Below are 20,817 nucleotides of genomic sequence, written 5' to 3'. Positions count from 1 at the left end.
ATATTAGAATTTAATATTAGCTCCAACTAAGAAGTTTCTAGATCTTGGATAAATTAAATTATCAATTCCGTTAAATACTTCTGGGTCTAAACCAGAATAATTCGTCCATGTAAATACATTTTGAACACCTGCCCATATTCTTATGTTACTATAAGAAAACTTTTTAATAGGATTGTTAAATGTGTATCCTAAAGTAACATTGTCCATTCTTAAATAAGAAGCATTTTCTATATAAATATCAGAATTAATAACATCTGAAGTTCTTTGAAAACCTGTATTTAAAACAGATGTTGGTATGTTTCCTAAAACTGCATTGTCTTTTAATAAATCATATTGTGCTCTTGCAGAGTTTACGTTATTGTAATTAAAGTTACCAATACTGGCTCTTAGGTTAAAAGCCAAATCAAAATCTTTATAATTAAAGCTAGATTGAAAACCTAAAGTAACATCTGCATTCGGGTTTTCTTTTAAGTAACGATCATCGTCATTAATTATATTATCTCCATTTAAATCGGCATACGCTCCTTCAATTGGTTCGCCTGCTAAGTTGTATAATTGCTTGTATACATGAAAAGAATTAGGTGCAAAACCCTCTCTTAATAATTGAATTGTATTTCCTGTTCCACCGGCAATACCACCAGTTCTTACATCTTGATTGTTTGCAAGTTCTGTTATTTCTCTATCTAAATAAGTAGCGTTAAAGGTAAAGTTCCAATTATAATCTTCACTTTTAAGAATATCTCCATTTAAGGTAAACTCTAAACCGTTAATTTGTAATTGTCCAATATTCTGAATTGCGCTATTTCCAAAATTTGTTCCATCAGCTAAAGCAGCATTAAATAACAAGTCATCAGATATTTTTCTAAAGGCACTTACAGACCCACTAAATCTATTGTCAAATAAACCATAATCTACACCAAACTCAATCGTTGTTGTTTGTTCCCATTTTAAATCTGGGTTTACTACAGAAGGAATTGTTGATTGTACAACGTTATTACCAAATAAATATCTTGAGTTCTCGTTACCAAAACGATATCTATCTAAATACAAGTCATTTACTCCTGGTAAATTTTGTTGACCAGTTAAACCGTAACTAGCTCTTAATTTTAAGTTAGAAACTACTTTAGAATCTTTTAAGAAATCTTCATCACTAATATTCCAAGCAATTGCTGCACCACCAAAGTTACCCCATCTATTGTTTTCACTAAAACGAGAAGTACCATCTCTTCTAAAGTTAAGCGTTAATAAATACTTTTTAAGGTATGAGAACTTTGCTCTACCAAAGAAACCAATGTTTACAACATCAGGGTCTGCAAAAGTTGTAGCAAAAGAATCTGAGTCTCTTGTATTTCCTGTATCTGATCCAAAATTTTCAAAGCGTTGGTAAGAATATCCCGCAGTTAAGTCTAGTTTTAGATCTTCTAATACTTTTACATAATTGAAGTAACTATCAAATAATTCATTAGATCTTTCTTGAGTTCCGTTAGATTTTGAACCAGCAAATTGCTTTATTAAATCTGCGTTACCTATTTGAAATCTATTTAGATTATTGGTCGAACCTTTTGTTTTATCGAACCCAACATTTACAACACCTCTTAATTCTGGTAAAAAGTGAAACTTATAATCGAAGTTTAAGTTTCCGTATTGTCTAAAGTTAAAACCAGTATTATTTGCTAATAATAAAGAAGCTACTGGGTTTTGTGTTCCATTAGAAACTACATTACCGTTTCTATGCTGAAAATATCCAGCAAAAGGAGAACTAGCATCATATATAGATTGTGTAGGGTCATAACGTAAGGCTGCACCAATTTGGCCAGAATCTCCAAAACGACTGTCTTCAAAAGCTCTGTTGTAGTTTAGGTTGATTTTTAAATGATCTTGAAGTAAAGAAGGATTCATAGAAAGTGAAATTGTTTTTCTATCAAACTGAGAGGTTAAAACAGCTCCTTCTTGATTAGCAAAGCCTAAAGATAATCTTGTTGGTATTGCACCAAATATTTGACCTTTTGCGGTTAAGTTATATAACGAAGATACTGTAGAACGTAAAATTTGATCTTGCCAGTTTGTATTCGTGTTTCCTAGTAAACCAGCGTCACCAGGTCTTTTTTGAGTAACTAGATTTCTATATTCATCAGCAGAAAAAACATTTACTCTGTCTAATACTTCTCCAAAAGTATATTGCATGTCTAAATCTAACGTATACTCTTTTCTACCTTTTTTAGTAGTTATAATAATTACACCGTTAGAAGCTCTAGAACCATAAATAGCGGTTGCAGAAGCATCTTTTAAAACAGAAAAAGATTCGATATCACCTGGGTTAATACTAGCCAATACACCTCTAGACCCTGTAACACCTTCTTCTTGAATAGGCAAACCATCAATAATTATTAATGGGCTATTAGAAGCTCCAATAGAAGAACCCCCACGAATAGTAATTTGCGAGCCAGAACCTGGCGCACCACTTGTGGTTACATTTACACCAGAAACTCTACCACTTAATAAGTTTTCTGGTGTTACGATGTTTCCTTTTGTAAAATCTTTAGCCGTAATAGATTCAACAGAACCTGTAGCGTCTTTTACAGTAGTGGTACCGTAACCTACAATTACTATTTCATTTAGTTGTTCTGCAGATTCATCTAATTGAACGGTTAGGTTATAATTCGATTTAATTATTACTTCTTTATCTGCATACCCTAGATATCTAAAGACAAGAACATCTGCTGTTTTTACTTTATTTATAGAGAAGTTACCATTAAAGTCGGTTTGAACTCCTCTTTTTGTGCCTTTAACTACTACACTAACACCAGGTAAAGGTTGGCCTGTTGTTTTTTCTTTTACAACTCCTTTTACTGTTTGTTGTGCAAACATTGTAAAGGATGAAGTTAAAAGAATTCCTATTAAGAATAATTTAAATTTTTTCATGTATAATTTGTTAAATAATAACTGTAAATTTGGTTCTCGACTTAACAATAAATTTACATTCCACTCTGTAAATATAGATATAAGGCATAGGTTTTCAATATGATAAAAACTACGAAATCGGTTTCGTGTTGACAACTTTTTTATATAAATACTATCATATTAATAAAAATTAACTTTAATATTTGTCTTTTAATAAAATATGAAGCAAAAAATTACTATTAAAACAATCGCTAAAGAATTAGGTGTTTCTACTTCAACAGTTTCAAAGGCTTTAAAAGATAGCCATGAAATTAGTGTTGAAACTAAAAAGAAGATTCAAGCCTATGCAAACCTATACAATTACAAACCGAACTATTTAGCGCTTCAGTTACGTAATCAAAGAACAAAAGTAATCGGTGTTATTCTACCTAAAATAGTGCATCATTTTTTCTCAACAGTAATTATGGGAATAGAAGAAGGTGCCAATAAAAAAGGATACAATATAATGGTTTGTTTCTCAAATGAATCCTATAAAAAAGAAGTAGAAACGTTAAAGGTTTTATCTAATGGTAGTGTAGACGGAATCATTATGTCTGTAGCTAGTGAAACGCTTAAGAATAAAGACTTTAATCATATAAAAGAATTGGTTTCAGAAGAAATTCCTTTTGTTTTGTTTGATAGAGTTGTAGATGAAATTATGTGCGACAAAGTAGTTGTAGACGATGTTGGTGCTGGTTATAAAGCTACAAAGCATTTGCTAGAAAATGGTAGGAAAAGAATTGCTTTAATTACAACTCCAAATCATGTAAACGTAGGTGCTTTAAGAAGGCAAGGGTATGAAAAAGCGTTAATTGAAGAATACATTAAAACAGACAAAAGCTTAATTATAGAGATTGATGAAAAAAAAGACATTAAAAAACAAATAGAAAAAGTCTTTGAGCAAGACATTGATGCTGTTTTTGCAGTGAATGAAATTTATGCAGCAAACTCAATGAGGATAGCAAAAGAGAAAGGTTTTAAAATACCTGAAGAGATCTCAATAATCGGTTTTACAGACGGGTTAATCTCAGAATATTCGTCACCATCAATTACTACAATTGCGCAACATGGCTTTACAATGGGAAAACAAGCTGTTGAGGTTTTAATTGAGAGAATAGAAAATGAATCTGAAGTTTACAAACCCAAAAAGATTGTGATTTCTAGCGACTTAAAGTTGCGAGAATCTACGAAACCGTCGTCGTAGATTTTAGGGTGTTTTTTTATCAACTTTGTAAAAAAAACATATATTTGTTACCATATTAAGATTTATCAATAAATTACATTCCACAAAATTTATTAATTGATAAGTCTAAGCACTTATCGTAATATTCATTTATAATATTCGATAATGGAAAAGCGTAAGTTAAGCTTCTGGCAAATTTGGAACATGAGTTTCGGATTTCTAGGTATACAATTTGGATTCGCCTTACAAGGTGGATTTATGTCAAGAATTTTTCAAGATCTTGGAGCAGGGAAAGACGAAATTCCGATGCTTTGGATAGCAGCACCCTTAACAGGTTTACTTGTACAACCAATTATTGGTTATATGAGCGATAGAACATGGAGTGTAAAATGGGGTAGAAGAAGACCTTATTTTTTAGTCGGTGCAATTTTAAGCTCTTTAGCATTATTTTTTGTTCCGCATTCTCCTGCTTTATGGGTTGCTGCTGGGTTTTTATGGATATTAGATGCTTCTATAAATGTATCTATGGAGCCATTTAGAGCTTTAGTTGCAGACAAATTACCAGAATCTCAAAGATCTTATGGTTTTGTTGTTCAAACACTTATTATAGGTATAGGAACTTGGATTGCAAGTAATTTACCTTGGATGGTTTCTCAGTTAGGTATAAGCAATACCGGAGAAGCAGGTGTTGTTTCAATGTCTGTAAAGGTTGCATTTGCAATTGGAGCCTTCGTTTTTTTTGCAAGTATTCTGTATACTGTTTTTACTACGGAAGAATATCCGCCAGAGGACATGGAAGTCTTTAAGCGCGAGAAAGCAGAAAAAAATAGCTTTGTAAAAGATATTTTAGAAAACATTGGTAGCATGCCAACTACAATGAAGAAATTGGGCGTAATTCAATTTTTCTCTTGGTTTGCATTTTTTACTATGTGGTCTTTGGCAAATCCTGCTTTAACAGAACATGTTTTTCATACGCCGGCACCTATAGAAGCTGCTTTTAATATGGCAGATACCGTACAGGCAGAAACTTTTAAAGTTGCCAATACTAAATTTCAAGAATCTTCTAATTCAGTTGGTTCTGCCATGGGAATCTATGGTTTATCTTCAATGGTATTTGCTTTACTATTAACCTTGTATACTTCAAAAAGAAAGATCAACAGAAAATACGTGCACATGTTTTCTTTAATTGTTGGTGGTATCGGTTTTTTATTGATGAGTTATGCTTCGCCAGAAAACTTAAAATACTGTTTTGTATTAATAGGTTTTGCTTGGGGTAGTATTTTATCTATGCCTTATGCGATGTTATCGAGTTCTGTAGACCCAAAGAAAATGGGAGTAATTATGGGGATTTTTAACATGTTTATCGTAATTCCACAAATTATTGCTGCACTAGGAGGAATCAATTATGTATCGAGTTTATTAGGTGAAGAAGCTATTCATGCCATGACAGTTGCAGGAATTAGTTTGGTAATTGCAGGCTTCTGTAATTTACTTATTACCAATAAAAATGCAATTAGTTACCAAGAATAAAATTAAAATTTAGAATGACAAAAGGATTTATATTCGATTTGGATGGTGTCATCGTTGATACTGCCAAATATCATTATTTAGCATGGAAAAAACTCGCAAACCAATTAGGTTTCGAATTTACCAAAGAACAGAATGAATTATTTAAAGGCGTTAGTAGAAAACGTTGTTTAGAAATTTTGTTAGAAATAGGAAATAGAGAAGCAACACAAGAAGAGTTTGATACTTGGATGGTCGAAAAAAATGTAGACTATTTAGCGTACATAGAAAATATGGATGCATCAGAAATTCTGCCAGATGTTCCTAGAATATTACAGTTTTTGAAAGAAAAAAACATTCCAATTGCTTTAGGATCTGCAAGTAAAAATGCACGACCAATTTTAGAAAAAGTGAATTTAATACATTATTTCGGTGCTATTGTAGACGGAAATAATGTAACAAAAGCAAAACCAGATCCAGAAGTTTTTCTACTTGCAGCAAAACAATTAGGTGTTAATGCAGAAGACTGTGTTGTTTTTGAAGATGCAGTTGCAGGTGTAGAAGCCGCAAATGCAGCAAACATGATTAGTATAGGTATTGGAGATAAAAATGTGCTTTCTGAAGGGCAATTTAATTTTACAGATTTCACCGAAATCAGTAACAATTTTATACAAAAGTTAATAGAAGGATAATAAGAAATGAGAAGATAGAAACAAGACAAGAGACAGTTTAAAAACTTCAATATTCTTTTCTCTCTATTCTTTTCTCTCAAAAAAGAAAAAAATGAATCAAGATTATATACAACCCAATGAATGGTCTATCCTAGAAGAAGGGTTTGATGCTCAAAGGGTAAAATCTTCAGAAAGTTTGTTTAGTATTGGTAATGGTGCCATGGGACAACGTGCTAATTTTGAAGAACAATATACAGGGAAAACTTTTCAAGGAAATTATATTGCAGGTGTTTATTACCCTGATAAGACACGTGTTGGATGGTGGAAAAACGGGTATCCAGAATATTTTGCAAAAGTTTTAAATGCACCTAATTGGATAGGAATTAACGTTTTAATAAATGAAGAAAAACTAGATTTACATACCTGTAAAGAAGTCTCTAAGTTTAAAAGAGAACTCAACATGAAAGAAGGTTGGTTATCTCGAAGTTTTGAAGCTGTTTTACAAAACGGAATCGAAATTAAAGTGGATACCAAGCGCTTTTTAAGTTTAGAGTTAGATGAGGTTGGTGCGATTAGTTATAGTGTAACGCCTTTAAATTCAGATGCAAAAATCACCTATATTCCTTATATAGATGCAGGAATTACGAATGAAGATACCAATTGGGATGACCAATTTTGGGATGTTTTAGAAGTTTCTCAAAATAATAAGCAATCTTATATTGAAGCAAGAACTATGAAAACACACTTTTATACGTGTACTTTTATGGAATCTCGTTTGTTTATAAACGATGAAGCGGTTATTACAGACTGCAATAATGAGCAAACCTCGAATTATACATCTTGCAGCTATCCACAAGAAATTAAACATAATCAAACCTACACAATTCATAAATTTGGTGGTTATGTAGTAGATAGAAATCATGATAAGAACGAATTAGTAGCTGCTGCAAAAGATGCTTTAGATAAAGCTGTTGGTTTTGGTTTTGATGCTTTATTAGCAATGCAAAAGCAATCTTGGGCACAAATCTGGAGCATGTCAGACATTACCATAGAAGGTGATGTAAAAGCACAACAAGGAATTCGTTTTAATATTTTTCAATTAAATCAAACCTATTTAGGTACAGATGCTTCTTTAAATATTGGGCCTAAAGGTTTTACGGGAGAGAAATATGGAGGAAGTACGTATTGGGACACAGAAGCCTATTGCATTCCTTTTTATATGGCAACCAAAGATCAATCTGTTGCAAGAACTTTGTTAGAATACAGATACAATCATTTAGAGAAAGCGATTGAAAATGCGGAAAAACTCGGTTTTAAAAACGGAGCAGCATTATACCCAATGGTGACTATGAATGGGGAAGAATGCCATAATGAATGGGAAATTACATTTGAAGAAATTCATAGAAACGGTGCCATCGCTTTTGCTATTTTTAACTATTACCGTTTTACAGATGATTATTCTTACATTCCAGAAAAAGGATTGGAAGTTTTAATTGCGATTGCACGTTTTTGGCATCAAAGAGCAACTTTTTCAACCAATAAAAATAAATTCATGATTTTGGGGGTAACTGGTCCTAATGAATATGAAAACAACATCAACAATAATTTTTATACAAATTATATTGCAAAATGGTGTATAAATTATGCGTTAGAAAATATTGAAATTGTAAAAAAAGAGCATGCTTCAGATTATAACAGAATTAAAGGAAAAGTAAATTTCTCTGATGAAGAATTAATGGGTTGGAAGAAAGTTGCAGACAATATGTATTTTCCATATTCAGAAAAGCACAATGTTTTCTTACAGCAAGATGGTTTCTTAGACAAAGAATTAATTACCGTTGCAGATTTAGAGTTGAGTCAAAGACCTATCAATCAAAAATGGAGTTGGGATAGAATCTTGCGTTCACCCTATATAAAACAAGCTGATACTTTGCAAGGTTTCTATATGTTCGAAAGTGATTTCTCTACGGAAGAATTAGAACGTCATTTCGATTTTTATGAACCATTTACAGTGCACGAAAGTTCACTTTCTCCTTGTGTACACAGTATTCAAGCAGCAAAGTTGGGTAGAATGGACCAAGCGTATGAATTCTATTTAAGAACTTCTCGTTTAGATTTAGACGATTACAATCACGAAGTAGAAGAAGGTTTACACACCACTTCTATGGCAGGAACTTGGATGAGTATTGTAGAAGGTTTTGGAGGAATGAGAGTGCAGAATAACACCCTTTCTTTTTCGCCAAAAATACCTAAAGGATGGAAATCGTATTCATTTAAAGTAAACTTTAGACATCAGGTTATTACTGTAAATGTTACTCAAAATGGTGCTCATTTTGAGTTAGAAGGAAAACAAGAAATCAATATTTTAGTAAATGGAGAAGCTATAACGGTCTCTCCTAATAATTTATTAATTGTTTAAAGCAGGATTTATGAAACATATCAGAAACATTTTTTATTCATTCTCTATTTTCATTTTTATTTCTTGTAGCAATACAGAGAACCAAAAAAATGTTTCTGAGGTTTCAATTTCAAAGACTTCTTTAGAAAGAGTAGAGCCGCCAAATTGGTGGATTGGTTTTAAAGATACTTCGCTACAATTGTTGGTAAAGGAAGACAATATAGGAAACTCAGAACCTTCTATTTCTTATGCCGGAGTTTCTATAAAAAAAGTAAACAAAGCAAACAGTAAAAACTATTTGTTTTTAGATTTAAAGATAGATAAATCTACAAAAGCAGGAAAGTTTGATATTGTTTTTACATTTAAAGAGGGCACAAAAAAAACACACACATACGAATTAAAATCAAGAGAAAAATCTGCGGATGATTACATTGGTTTTGATAGTTCTGATGCTATTTATTTAATTACGCCAGATCGTTTTGCAAATGCAGATACTTCAAATGATATTGGAGCTAGAATTACAAAAAAGAATGAAACAGAAGCATCTGTTCACTTTTTAAAAGAAAACACCATTAATAGAGCAGATGATTATGCCAGACACGGTGGCGATATTAAAGGAATTACCAATCATTTAGCATATATAGATAAAATGGGTTTTACGGCAATTTGGTCTAGCCCTTTATTAACAAACGACATGCCAAAACAATCCTATCATGGGTATGCAATTACAGATTTGTATGAAATAGATCCTCGTTTTGGAACCTTAGCCGATTATAGAGAATTGGCGGATGTATCAAGAGAAAAAGGATTGAAGTTAATTATGGATCAGGTAGCGAATCATTGTGGTAGCGAACATTGGTGGATGAAAGATTTGCCTTTTAAAGATTGGGTAAATCATCAAGATAATTTCGAGAATAAAGGCGATTTAATCACTTCAAATCATAGAAGAACTTCAAATCAAGATATCTATGCTTCTAAAGCAGATAAAAAAGGAATGTCGGATGGTTGGTTTGTGTCTACAATGCCAGACTTAAATCAGAAAAACCCTTTTATGGCAAAATACATCATTCAGAATAGTATTTGGTGGATTGAAACCATTGGTTTAAGCGGAATTCGACAAGATACGTATCCGTATCCTGACAAACAATTTATGAGTAATTGGGCAGGTTCAATTATGAATGAATATCCTAATTTTTCTATTGTTGGTGAAGAATGGAGTTACAATCCGTTATTAATTGGTTACTGGCAAAAAGGCGCAAATAATAAAGACGGTTACGAATCTAATTTAAAATCTACCATGGATTTTGCCATGCAACAAAACGTTGTAGACGCTTTAAATGAAGAAGAAACTTGGGATACAGGTTTGGTGAAAATGTATGAAGGTTTGGCAAATGATTTTCATTATGCAACTCCAAAAGATATTATGATTTTTCCGGATAATCATGACATGAGTCGGATTTTTACGCAATTAAAAGGAGATATAGAAAACACCAAAATGGCGTTATCTCTATACTTAACATTGCCTAGAATTCCGCAAATTTATTACGGAACAGAGATTTTGATGGAAGATTTTAAGAACCCTGGAGATCATGGTTTAATTCGTACAGATTTTCCTGGAGGTTTTAAAAATGATAAAACGAATGCTTTTACAGGTGAAGGTTTAAAGCCTAACCAGAAAAATATGCAATCTTTCTTAAAAAAATTACTCAACTTTAGAAAAGATTCAAAAGCAGTTCACGAAGGAAAAACCGTTCATTTTGCACCATTTAAGGGAACGTATTTCTTGTTTAGAATTTTAAATGATGAAGTTGTTGTGAATATCATCAACAAAAATGAAAAACCAATTAGTATTGATTTAAAACGATATTCAGAAATTGGTTTAGAAGGAAAAACGTTGAAAAATATAATTACTGGAGAAGATTTTATTTGGAAAAATTCTATAGAATTATCCGAAAAAGGAAGTATTCTTTTAACTACAAAATATTAATGAATGTCTCCTCGAGCGCAGTCGAGAGGTCTTAAAATTATAATATGAAAAATCTAATCATCCTCTTTTTAATTCTGTTAACATTTTCTTGTAAAACACAAAAACAAGAAGTAAAACCAAAAGAGAAGAACTATGCTAACATAACAGCAACCGTCTTAGAAAAAGCAGTTTTAGCAAGCGGAAAATTAATAAGGGTAGCTTCTTTTCCTTCTAAAAATATTGTGCCAAGACCAGTAGATGTGTGGTTGCCAGAAAATTATTCGTCAGAAAAAAAATATGCAGTTTTATACATGCATGATGGTCAGAATTTATTTGATGCAACTACAACGTGGAATAAACAAGAATGGATGATTGACGAAGTGGCTTCAAAATTAATGAAAGAAGGCATTGCAAGAGACTTTATTGTAGTTGGAATTCATAATATCCCCAAAATTCGTTGGCAAGATTTATATCCAGAAAAAGCAATGAATTTTCTATCAAAAGATGATAAAGATGCAATTTATTCAGAAGCAAAAAAGAACAACTTTAATATTGATTTAAAAGGAGATGAGTATTTGAAATTTATGGTTGAAGAGTTAAAACCATACATAGATAATACCTATTCTGTACATTCAAATAAAGAAAATACTTTTGTTGCAGGTTCCTCAATGGGCGGTTTAATGTCTATGTATGCAGTAGCAGAATATCCAACAACTTTTGCAGGAGCAGCTTGCTTTTCTACACACTGGGTTGGCGGAACACCAAAAGAAAACAATTCTTTACCAGCAGCAATTTTTAGTTATTTAGAAAATAATTTACCAGCTGCGGAATCACACAAGATGTATTTCGATTATGGGAATAAAACCTTGGATGCTTTTTATCCAAAATATGCGCCAAAAGTAGATTCAATCTTTAAAAAAGGAGGATATGATGCTTTAAATTTTCAAAATTTATTTTTTGAAGGAACAGATCATTCAGAATTGTCTTGGCAAAAAAGATTAGATTTTCCATTAACTTTTTTATTGAAAAAATAAGTTGAAACCGAATCCTTTTTATAACCGTCTGTCAGTTCGAGTGACACCGTTTTTTTATCAGAACTGTATCGAGAACACTTTAATACTTAATATGAAGAACATCAAAATATTATTTTTATTCCTTTTCATCTCAACGTTATCCTTTGCACAAAATTCAAATAGAATTTTTAAAAATGCTTCTTTACAAAAGGAGAGGGTTTTAAATATTGAAGTAAATGATGGGATGTATCAAATTCAATTCTACAATTCAAAAATTATAGAAACGTTTTTTATTCCGAAAGGAGAGAAGTTTAACGTAAATTCTCACGCGGTAGTTTTAGAACCAAATGCAATAGAAATTAAATTTAATGAAACATTAAGTTCTGTGGAGTATACCTCAAAAGGAATATCAGTAAAAATTCAAAAAAAACCTTTTCAAATTTCTTACTTCTATAAAGGAGCAGAAATTACTTCAGAAAAACAAGGGTATTTTAAGTCTAAACATATTCCTTTAGAACTAGTTAAAGGAAATATTGTAGCTGAAGAAACAGAGAAAATAGAGTTTAATTTAACCTCAAAAGAGGTTTTGTATGGAGCAGGCGCAAGGGCTTTAGGCATGAATAGAAGAGGAAATCGTTTAGCGCTGTATAATAGAGCGAAATATGGTTATGAAGCGCATGCAGAATTGATGAACTTTACTTTACCAATTGTAATTTCTTCAAAAAAATACATGCTTCATTTTGACAATGCACCAATTGGGTATTTAGATTTAGATAGTAAAAAGGACAATTCTTTAACCTACGAAACTATTTCTGGCCGTAAAACGTACCAAGTTATTGTTGGTGATTCTTGGTTAGATTTGGTAAATAATTATACAGACTTAACGGGGAAACAACCTTTGCCACCCAGATGGACTCTAGGTAATTTTTCCAGCAGATTTGGGTATCATTCTCAGAAAGAAACGGAAGCTACAATTGCAAAGTTTCAGGAGGAAGAAATTCCTGTAGATGCTATTATTTTAGATTTGTATTGGTTTGGTAAAACGGTACAAGGAACGATGGGGAATTTAGAAGTTGACAAAGATTCTTTTCCTGATATGAAAGGAATGATTGGGCGTTTAAAAGACAAAGGAGTTAAAACAGTTTTAATTACTGAGCCTTTTATAGTATCGAATTCTAAAAAATGGAAAGAAGCAGTAGAGAAAGAAGTTTTAGCAACAGATACTATTGGAAACCCTGCAAAATATGATTTCTATTTTGGAAATACAGGTATTGTGGATATTTACAAAACAGCAGGAAAAGAGTGGTTTTGGAATATTTATAAAGAACTAATTAATCTTGGGGCAAAAGGACTTTGGGGAGATTTAGGAGAGCCAGAAGTATTGCCTTCTTGGGTAAGTTTTAAGAATAAAAAAGCGGATGAAATCCATAATATTTATGGGCATGATTGGGCGCACTTAATTTTTGAAGGATATAAAAAAGAATTTCCTAATGAAAGGCCTTTTATTTTAATGCGTGCTGGTGCAGCGGGTTCGCAAAGATTCGGGATGATACCTTGGTCTGGAGATGTTAATAGAACTTGGGGCGGATTGCAATCGCAACCAGAAATTGCCTTACAAATGGGCATGCAAGGTTTGGGGTATATGCACTCAGATTTAGGCGGATTTGCAGGCGCTAATTTAGATGATAATTTATACATACGTTGGTTGCAGTATGGTGTTTTTCAGCCAATATTTAGACCGCATGCACAAGAAGATGTACCAAGTGAGCCTGTTTATAGAAGTGATAAAGCAAAAAAACAAGCAAAAAAATCGATAGAATTACGCTATAAATTATTGCCTTACAATTACAATTTGGCATTCGAAAATAATCAAAGAGGAACCCCATTAATGCGTCCTATTTTCTTTGAAGAGGACGATGATAAATTAATGAATAACTCAACGACTTATTTATGGGGAAAAGATTTTCTGATTACACCGATTTTGAAAGATTCAGTAAAAACGAAAACAATTTATTTTCCAAAAACGGGGAATTGGTACAATTTTTATACTGATGAAAAAGTAGAAGGAGGACAGACGAAAACAATACAAGTTGAAGAAAACTCAATACCTACTTATGTAAGAGGCGGTTCTTTTATTCCGATGACAAAATTGGTGCAAACAACAGATAATTACGATGGTAATAATTTAGAAATTCATTATTATTTTGATGCTTCTGCAAAGAAAAGTAGGCAAAAAATGTATAATGATAACGGGTTACTTTCGCAAGCTTTCGAAAAAGGGAAGTCAGAAATACTAGCATTTGAAGCTGAAATTACAAAACGTTTCTTAAATATTGATTTTGAAGCTGAATCTGGAAGGTATTGGAATTCAGCGGGTAAAGAAATTACTTTGGTAATACATAACGTAAACTGGACTCCTAAAAAGATAAAAGTAGATGGAGAAAGAAAAATAATTTTGGTAGAAAAAAAGATGCTTAGAATTCCTTTTAAATGGAACCCTAAAGAGAATATAGCCGTGAAAGTATCATTAAAATAAAGACCTATTATGAGAAAAGTATGCCGCATTTTACCTGTTTTAATTTTATCAATATTAATTGGTTGTTCAGCAGAAAAAGCATCAAAAAATAAAATGGAGATTTCAACTTCAAAGAAAAAAATAGTTGTTTATCAGGTTTTTACGCGTTTGTTTGGGAACACAAATACAACCAATAAACCTTGGGGAACTATTGAAGAAAATGGTGTTGGTAAGTTCAACGATTTTACGGACAAAGCCTTAGCTGAAATTAAAGATTTAGGTGTTACTCATATTTGGTACACAGGTGTTCCGCATCATGATGTAATTCGTGATTATACCGAATTTGGTATTTCAAATGATGATCCTGATGTTGTAAAGGGGAGAGCAGGATCGCCGTATGCGGTTAAAGATTATTACAATGTGAATCCGGATTTGGCAGTAAATGTTGAAAATAGATTAGAAGAGTTTGAAGCTTTAATAGAACGTTCTCATAAAAACCATTTGAAAGTACTTATTGATATTGTGCCAAATCACGTTGCAAGAAATTACCAAAGTTTAACAAACCCTGAAGGAACAAAAGATTTTGGTTCAGATGATGATACTTCTGTTGTGTATGCTGTAAATAATAATTTTTATTACACCCCTAATGAAGCATTTCAAGTTCCAGATTTTTTAAATGATTATTTGCCTTTAGGAGGAGAAAAGAATCCTTTATCTGATGGTAAATTTAATGAGAATCCGTCTAAATGGACAGGAAATGGTTCACGTTCTCCAAAGCCAGGTTTTTATGATTGGTATGAAACTGTAAAAGTGAATTATGGAGTTTCTCCTGAAGGAAAAAAAGATTTTGATGATTTGCCTGTAGGTTTTGAAAATGAAGGTTATAAAAAACATTTTGCTTTTTGGCAAGATAAAACAGTGCCAAATTCTTGGGTTAAATTTAGAGATATTGCGTTGTATTGGATAGAGAAAGGAGTGGATGGTTTTAGATATGACATGGCAGAAATGGTGCCTGTGGAGTTTTGGAGTTTTATGAATTCATCCATAAAAATGAAGAATCCGAATGCTTTTTTATTGGCTGAGGTGTACAATCCTAAGATGTATAGAGCGTATATCAAAAAAGGAAAAATGGATTATTTGTATGACAAAGTCCAGTTATACGATACGATTAAAAATGTAATGCAAGGAAAGGGTTTGACAGATAATATTCCGCCAATTCAAGAAGATTTAAAAGATATTGAGCACCATATGTTGCACTTTTTAGAGAATCATGATGAGCAAAGAATTGCGAGCCCAGAATTTGCAGGAAATGCTTTAAAAGGAAAACCTGCAATGGTTGTTTCTACCACAATTTCTACAGCGCCAACGATGGTTTATTTTGGGCAAGAACTTGGTGAAGATGGTTCTGAAAACGCAGGTTTTGGAGCGCCATCTAGAACTTCAATTTTTGATTATGTGGCAGTTCCTGCTTTGCAACGTTGGGTAAATAATAAACATTTTGATGGCGGAAAATCGACCAAAGAGGAATTAGAATTAAGAGGTTTTTATAAACGCTTATTAAATTTTACGATTAAAAGTGATGCTTTAATGGGAGAATATGAAGATATTCATCAATATAATAGAAAAAATACAGAGCATTATAATGCTAAAGTTTTATCTTTTGTTCGCTATTCAGAAAATGAAAAATTAATAATTATATCTAATTTTGATGATAAAGAAATATATAATTTTCAATTAAAAATTCCTTCAGAAATTATAAAAAAATGGAATTTAAAAGATGGAATTTATACTGTAAAAGATAAATTATATAATTCAAAATCGTTCAACTTAGACGTTAAAAATTCAATAGGAACTATAGATGTTAAAATAAATTCTTTAGAATCACTAATTCTTCAACTTCAATAAAACCAATTATGAAAAATATACTTTTCTTATTTTTGATAGCAACTATTTTTAGCTGTAAAGAAAAACCATCAGTGATAAAACCTAAAAAACAACTCACCAAAAAAGAATTCGTTTGGGAAGGAGCAAATATCTATTTCTTGTTAACAGATCGTTTTAATAATGGAGATACTTCAAATGATATCAATTTTGAGAGAACTAAAGAAACGGGGAAATTACGTGGTTTTGAAGGAGGAGATATCAAAGGGATTACTCAAAAAATTAAAGAAGGATATTTTACAAAATTGGGAATTAATGCTATTTGGATGACGCCTGTTGTTGAACAAATTCATGGAGAAACAGATGAAGGAACAGGTGTTTCTTACGGATATCATGGCTATTGGACAAAAGATTGGACTAGTATTGATCCTAACTTTGGAACAAAAGAAGAATTGAAAGAATTGGTTACAATCGCTCATAAAAACGGAATTCGTGTTTTATTAGATGCAGTCATCAATCATACAGGTCCAGTAACAGATAAAGACCCTGTTTGGCCAAGTGATTGGGTAAGAACTGGTCCGGAATGTTCTCATGATAATTATGAAAACACGATTACGTGTACGTTGGTGAGAAATTTACCAGATATTAAAACGGAAAGTAACGAAACAGTTGCATTACCACCTCAATTGGTTGCAAAATGGAAGGATGAAGGACGTTATGAGCAAGAATTACAAGAATTAGATGCTTTTTTTGAACGAACAGGACACCCTAGAGCGCCCCGTTTTTATATTATGAAATGGCTTACAGATTATATTACAGAATTCGGAATTGATGGTTACAGAGTTGATACGGTAAAGCATACAGAAGAATTTGTGTGGCAAGAATTTAAAGCTGAATGTGATGTTGCTTTTACTGAATACAAGAATCAAAATCCAGAAAAAGTGCTAGATGATAACAACTTTTATCTAGTTGGTGAAGTTTATAATTATGCAATTTCTCATGGAAAAGCATATAGTTTTGGTGATAAAAAGGTCAATTATTTTGATCAAGCATTCAATAGTTTGGTCAATTTTGAGCTAAAATGGAATGTGAAGCAAATGGAAGAAAAAGCTGTTTTTCACAAATATGATTCAATTTTAAATACTGAATTAAAAAATTACGGAATTTTAAATTACATGACGTCTCATGATGATGGGCAACCTTTTGACAAAGAAAGACAAATGTCTTACAAAACAGCGACCATGTTGTTTTTAACACCCGGAACTGCTCAGGTTTATTATGGAGACGAATCTGCAAGAAATTTAACAATCGAAGGAACTGTTGGTGATGCAACGTTGCGTTCTTTTATGAATTGGAATGAAATTCAGACCATAGAAGAAACTCAAAAGATCTTAACTCATTGGCAAAAATTAGGTCAGTTTAGAGCAAATCATATGGCAGTAGGCGCAGGAAGACATGCCTTGATTTCAGAAGAAAACGGATTGGTTTTTTCAAGAGTTAGAAATGAAGATAAAGTAGTTATTGGTATAAATTTAGCGGAAGGTAATAAAGTGATTACTGTTTCTTCAGTATTTAAAGATGGAGATATAGTAAATGACTTTTATTCAAATCAATCGATAAAGGTTAAAGGTGGACAAGTAGCTGTAAACTCCGATTTTGATATTGTATTGTTAGAAAAAATATAGGTTATGAAAATTGAGGTTTTACTGACTGTTATTTGTATGAGTTTGTCTTTTTTATTTATTAGAACGAGAAACAGTTCTTTGTTTCTTATTATGAACATATTTTTTTCAATTTCTTTGGATGAGAAATAAGATCCATTACATCTTCTAAAGATTTATAAAATTAGATCTAAAAGCAAAAGAACCCTTGCTAACCTCTTTTTTATCAGAAGAATTGCAGGTTAATTATAAAAAACTCTTGAAAGAAATTGGAGTACCAACATTTTAATTGTCCTTTTTTATACAAGCATCTTTATTAACTAAAACAGTACAAAGTAAAACTAAATTAAAAGAAATAAATTTCCAATACAATATGTATTACCTTCTTATTTTAAAGGGTTTGTAGAAGAAAATGTATACGATTTTGTTTTTTTTTTTTGTTCCTTTTCAAAGGGAGATTTAGGTAAAGTCTCAAAAAGATATTTCGAGTTGAAAAAATAACTTCAAAGATTTAAATGACCTAAGTCATTTTATAATCAAAATTACTTAACTATATTTATTTTTTAGAATTCAACTCACTCCTAAATAGTTTAGAAATGAATTTTTGACAATATTCGTTATGAAACATTTACACAACATACTAATAGAAATAACACAGCTTACCACAAGTATTGCAACCAATTACCCATAACTTTATCGTGATTTAGATGAAAATCCAATAACATTAACAGAAAGCAATCATCCATATATTAATAAACAGGCTTTACAAGATTATTTAGACAGTTTAATACAATTACTAAAGCATCATAATTAGAAGTATAAATTAAAATATGCACAAAAAAAATATGGGAGAAATAGCTACTTCAAATAGACAGATTACTTTGTTTTACAGTTCTAAATCTGTAAGAGCAAAACAAACATTGGCCTATGTCAAAGCAGAAGGGTTACCTATTCTAGAAATAGATATCTTAAGGGCAAAACTTACAGGAACTCAAATTGTAGAACTTGCAGATAGATTACATCTAAAAGTTGCTGATCTTATAAACCAAGAACACCCTGAATACAAATCACATTTTGAGCATCATAATTTCTCAACCAACGATTGGGTAAAAATGATTCAAAAAAATCCAGAAATTATGAAACAACCCATTGCTTTGCGAGGTGATAGAACTATTTTAGTTGAAACCCCTACAGATATTATTAAAATTTAGGAATAATTTAAAACGATAAAAATGAACTACAAGAACATAACTATAGCCGGAAGCGGTGTTTTAGGATATCAGATTGCGTTTCAAACTGCATTTCATGGATTTAACGTAACCGTTTATGATATTAATGATACCGTTTTGGAAAAAGCAAAATCAAAATTTAAAAGTATGTGCGAAGCATTTAAAAAGGATTTAAATGCAACAGAGCAAGAATTAGATAAAACATTTGAAAACTTAAGGTATACTTCAGATTTAGCGGACGCTGTTAAAGATGCCGATTTGCTAATTGAAGCCGTACCAGAAAACCCAAAAATAAAAATAGATTTTTACAATAAGCTGGCAAAAGTAGCTTCTGAAAAAACTGTTTTTGTAACCAATTCTTCAACACTTTTACCAAGTCAGTTTGCAGACGCAACAGGTAGACCTTCAAAATTTTTAGCATTGCATTTTGCAAATACGATATGGATTCACAATACTGCAGAAATAATGGGACATGCCACAACTGACCCCAAAGTTTTTAAAGATGTAGTTGCGTTTGCCAAAGCCATTGGTATGTTGGCTTTACCATTAAATAAAGAACAACCAGGTTACATTCTAAACTCTTTATTGGTGCCTTTATTAAGTGCGGCAACGAACTTATTGATAAGTGAAGTTGCAACCCCAGAAATTATAGATAAAACATGGATGAAAGCAACCGGAGCACCTTTAGGTCCTTTTGCGATACTAGATGTTGTAGGTATTACAACCGTCTATAATATTAATAAAACAGCAGCAGAGAATACCAAAGATGAATTAAAAATAAAAACAGTAAAGTACTTAAAAGAAAATTTTATAGATAAAAATAAATTAGGAGTTTCTACTGGAGAAGGGTTTTATAAATATCCAAACCCTACTTATAAAAATTCAGATTTTTTAAAGTAGAGTTTAAATCGTTTTCACAGGACCCCATAGCTTAGCTCTTATTGAGCTAAAATTGAGCTGAAACTATGTGCTTTTATGTACCCATTTAATAAGCAGATTTTAGTTTGAGAACTATACCATAATGAACTAGAAGTTCATTATGGTATAGTTTCAATGTGTTTTAATTTCTTAAATAGAATAACTTCTTGTCTTAAGAAATTCACCTAAAATATTTACTTGAAAATTACCTACAGTGGATACATTCGGGTTTGCATTCATTAATACCAATCCATATCCTAATTGAGAAAGTTTACAATCTCTAATAATTTCTTGGTTTATAGCACTATAAACAGGCCTAAAATGCATTTTCGTATCGATATCTGAAGAACTTGCTATTTTTACAGCTGTTGCTACGGCATCTGATATTTGTTTGGGTGATAATCCTTTTTTCAAAAGATCACTTGCCAAATACTTCATTTGTAGACTGTAATAAAAGTCCATAAAGTTTTGGATAGTATCAGACGTATTATAATTTCTAGTATATAGGGTTAGTTCCATAAGATGTGTTTTTTAAAGTGATTTTATTACAACCCTTTTGCATACTCAAAAACAATTCCTTTGAAGGTTTTAAAGTCATTTGTAAAAGTGTCTATACGTAAAAAAATATGACGGTGTTTTTCACGATAATCATTATCAGAGATTCCTTTTTCTCCTTTTTGAATTTTAGATAATAATTTTTCATGTTCAATAATACTATCTTCTAAGTCTTCAAATAAGTCGGCGTGAATTTTGTCTAAGTTTCTCAACATCTTCTCATATTCTGGTTTCTTTTTTTCTAAAGCTTCTTTTTTCTTTAATAGATTATCAAAGAATTTCACTTCGTCTTTCAAAATGAAGCACGTTTAGTCCTGCAACTAATAATAATTCTGTTTTGGATTTGATGTTTTAATTTTCATGATATGAGTTTTTTTTGTT

14 protein-coding genes are annotated in these 20,817 nt (G+C 31.6%); 11 read left to right on the top strand and 3 right to left on the bottom strand.

Annotation, left to right across the window (positions count from 1 at the left end):
• Positions 1–3: 3 nt before the first annotated feature.
• On the bottom strand, positions 4–2,922 hold the full coding sequence (locus CW731_RS04800) for a SusC/RagA family TonB-linked outer membrane protein (protein ID WP_100945660.1): 2,919 nt from the start codon (positions 2,920–2,922) through the stop codon (positions 4–6).
• Positions 2,923–3,121: 199 nt separating this feature from the next.
• Between CW731_RS04800 and CW731_RS04795 the strand changes: the two genes are divergently transcribed.
• The 11 genes from CW731_RS04795 (at position 3,122) to CW731_RS04740 (ending at position 19,863) form a co-directional block, all read left to right on the top strand.
• A complete protein-coding gene (locus CW731_RS04795; protein ID WP_100945659.1) occupies positions 3,122–4,144 on the top strand; it encodes a LacI family DNA-binding transcriptional regulator in 1,023 nt (340 codons plus the stop codon).
• A 144-nt stretch (positions 4,145–4,288) separates the two neighbouring features.
• The gene (locus CW731_RS04790; RefSeq protein WP_100945658.1) at positions 4,289–5,653 is read left to right on the top strand and encodes an MFS transporter; all 1,365 of its coding nucleotides are present in this window, start codon (positions 4,289–4,291) and stop codon (positions 5,651–5,653) included.
• Between the two features lie 14 nt (positions 5,654–5,667).
• Positions 5,668–6,321, top strand: coding sequence for a beta-phosphoglucomutase (pgmB, locus tag CW731_RS04785; protein ID WP_100945657.1), 654 nt, complete (start codon positions 5,668–5,670; stop codon positions 6,319–6,321).
• Between the two features lie 91 nt (positions 6,322–6,412).
• Positions 6,413–8,719, top strand: coding sequence for a glycoside hydrolase family 65 protein (locus CW731_RS04780; protein ID WP_100945656.1), 2,307 nt, complete (start codon positions 6,413–6,415; stop codon positions 8,717–8,719).
• Positions 8,720–8,729: 10 nt separating this feature from the next.
• Positions 8,730–10,685: a glycoside hydrolase family 13 protein gene (locus CW731_RS04775; protein WP_100947628.1), complete on the top strand. Its 1,956-nt coding sequence runs from the start codon at positions 8,730–8,732 to the stop codon at positions 10,683–10,685.
• A gap of 44 nt (positions 10,686–10,729) precedes the next feature.
• Entirely contained in the window at positions 10,730–11,698 is a 969-nt protein-coding gene (locus CW731_RS04770) for an alpha/beta hydrolase (RefSeq protein WP_100945655.1), read from the top strand.
• A 91-nt stretch (positions 11,699–11,789) separates the two neighbouring features.
• Positions 11,790–14,213: a TIM-barrel domain-containing protein gene (locus CW731_RS04765; RefSeq protein ID WP_100945654.1), complete on the top strand. Its 2,424-nt coding sequence runs from the start codon at positions 11,790–11,792 to the stop codon at positions 14,211–14,213.
• A 9-nt stretch (positions 14,214–14,222) separates the two neighbouring features.
• A complete protein-coding gene (locus tag CW731_RS04760; RefSeq protein WP_100945653.1) occupies positions 14,223–16,097 on the top strand; it encodes an alpha-amylase family glycosyl hydrolase in 1,875 nt (624 codons plus the stop codon).
• A gap of 8 nt (positions 16,098–16,105) precedes the next feature.
• Positions 16,106–17,758, top strand: coding sequence for an alpha-amylase family glycosyl hydrolase (locus tag CW731_RS04755; RefSeq protein ID WP_100945652.1), 1,653 nt, complete (start codon positions 16,106–16,108; stop codon positions 17,756–17,758).
• An 806-nt stretch (positions 17,759–18,564) separates the two neighbouring features.
• Positions 18,565–18,945 carry an arsenate reductase family protein gene (locus CW731_RS04745; RefSeq protein WP_232734721.1) on the top strand — a complete coding sequence of 127 codons (381 nt, stop codon included), beginning with the start codon at positions 18,565–18,567 and terminating at the stop codon, positions 18,943–18,945.
• 21 nt (positions 18,946–18,966) lie between these two features.
• Entirely contained in the window at positions 18,967–19,863 is an 897-nt protein-coding gene (locus CW731_RS04740; RefSeq protein ID WP_100945651.1) for a 3-hydroxyacyl-CoA dehydrogenase, read from the top strand.
• 168 nt (positions 19,864–20,031) lie between these two features.
• Here the strand turns inward: CW731_RS04740 and CW731_RS04735 are convergent, their stop codons facing one another.
• Positions 20,032–20,400 (bottom strand): hypothetical protein, encoded by a 369-nt coding sequence (locus CW731_RS04735; protein WP_157812188.1) that lies wholly within the window; start codon positions 20,398–20,400, stop codon positions 20,032–20,034.
• Positions 20,401–20,426: 26 nt separating this feature from the next.
• On the bottom strand, positions 20,427–20,732 hold the full coding sequence (locus tag CW731_RS04730) for a hypothetical protein (RefSeq protein WP_100945649.1): 306 nt from the start codon (positions 20,730–20,732) through the stop codon (positions 20,427–20,429).
• Between the last annotated feature and the right edge of the window lie 85 nt (positions 20,733–20,817).

Source organism: Polaribacter sp. ALD11, assembly GCF_002831685.1.
Taxonomy (GTDB): domain Bacteria; phylum Bacteroidota; class Bacteroidia; order Flavobacteriales; family Flavobacteriaceae; genus Polaribacter.
The sequence above is the reverse complement of the archived record's forward strand: the minus strand, read 5'-3'. Positions and strand labels throughout refer to the sequence as shown.

Excerpts from the sequence above, each read along its gene's own strand:
- CW731_RS04800 (WP_100945660.1), bottom strand. The coding sequence starts at position 2,922 with ATGAAAAAATTTAAATTATTCTTAATAGGAATTCTTTTAACTTCATCC.
- CW731_RS04795 (WP_100945659.1), top strand. The coding sequence starts at position 3,122 with ATGAAGCAAAAAATTACTATTAAAACAATCGCTAAAGAATTAGGTGTT.
- CW731_RS04790 (WP_100945658.1), top strand. The coding sequence starts at position 4,289 with ATGGAAAAGCGTAAGTTAAGCTTCTGGCAAATTTGGAACATGAGTTTC.
- pgmB (WP_100945657.1), top strand. The coding sequence starts at position 5,668 with ATGACAAAAGGATTTATATTCGATTTGGATGGTGTCATCGTTGATACT.
- CW731_RS04780 (WP_100945656.1), top strand. The coding sequence starts at position 6,413 with ATGAATCAAGATTATATACAACCCAATGAATGGTCTATCCTAGAAGAA.
- CW731_RS04775 (WP_100947628.1), top strand. The coding sequence starts at position 8,730 with ATGAAACATATCAGAAACATTTTTTATTCATTCTCTATTTTCATTTTT.
- CW731_RS04770 (WP_100945655.1), top strand. The coding sequence starts at position 10,730 with ATGAAAAATCTAATCATCCTCTTTTTAATTCTGTTAACATTTTCTTGT.
- CW731_RS04765 (WP_100945654.1), top strand. The coding sequence starts at position 11,790 with ATGAAGAACATCAAAATATTATTTTTATTCCTTTTCATCTCAACGTTA.
- CW731_RS04760 (WP_100945653.1), top strand. The coding sequence starts at position 14,223 with ATGAGAAAAGTATGCCGCATTTTACCTGTTTTAATTTTATCAATATTA.
- CW731_RS04755 (WP_100945652.1), top strand. The coding sequence starts at position 16,106 with ATGAAAAATATACTTTTCTTATTTTTGATAGCAACTATTTTTAGCTGT.
- CW731_RS04745 (WP_232734721.1), top strand. The coding sequence starts at position 18,565 with ATGCACAAAAAAAATATGGGAGAAATAGCTACTTCAAATAGACAGATT.
- CW731_RS04740 (WP_100945651.1), top strand. The coding sequence starts at position 18,967 with ATGAACTACAAGAACATAACTATAGCCGGAAGCGGTGTTTTAGGATAT.
- CW731_RS04735 (WP_157812188.1), bottom strand. The coding sequence starts at position 20,400 with ATGGAACTAACCCTATATACTAGAAATTATAATACGTCTGATACTATC.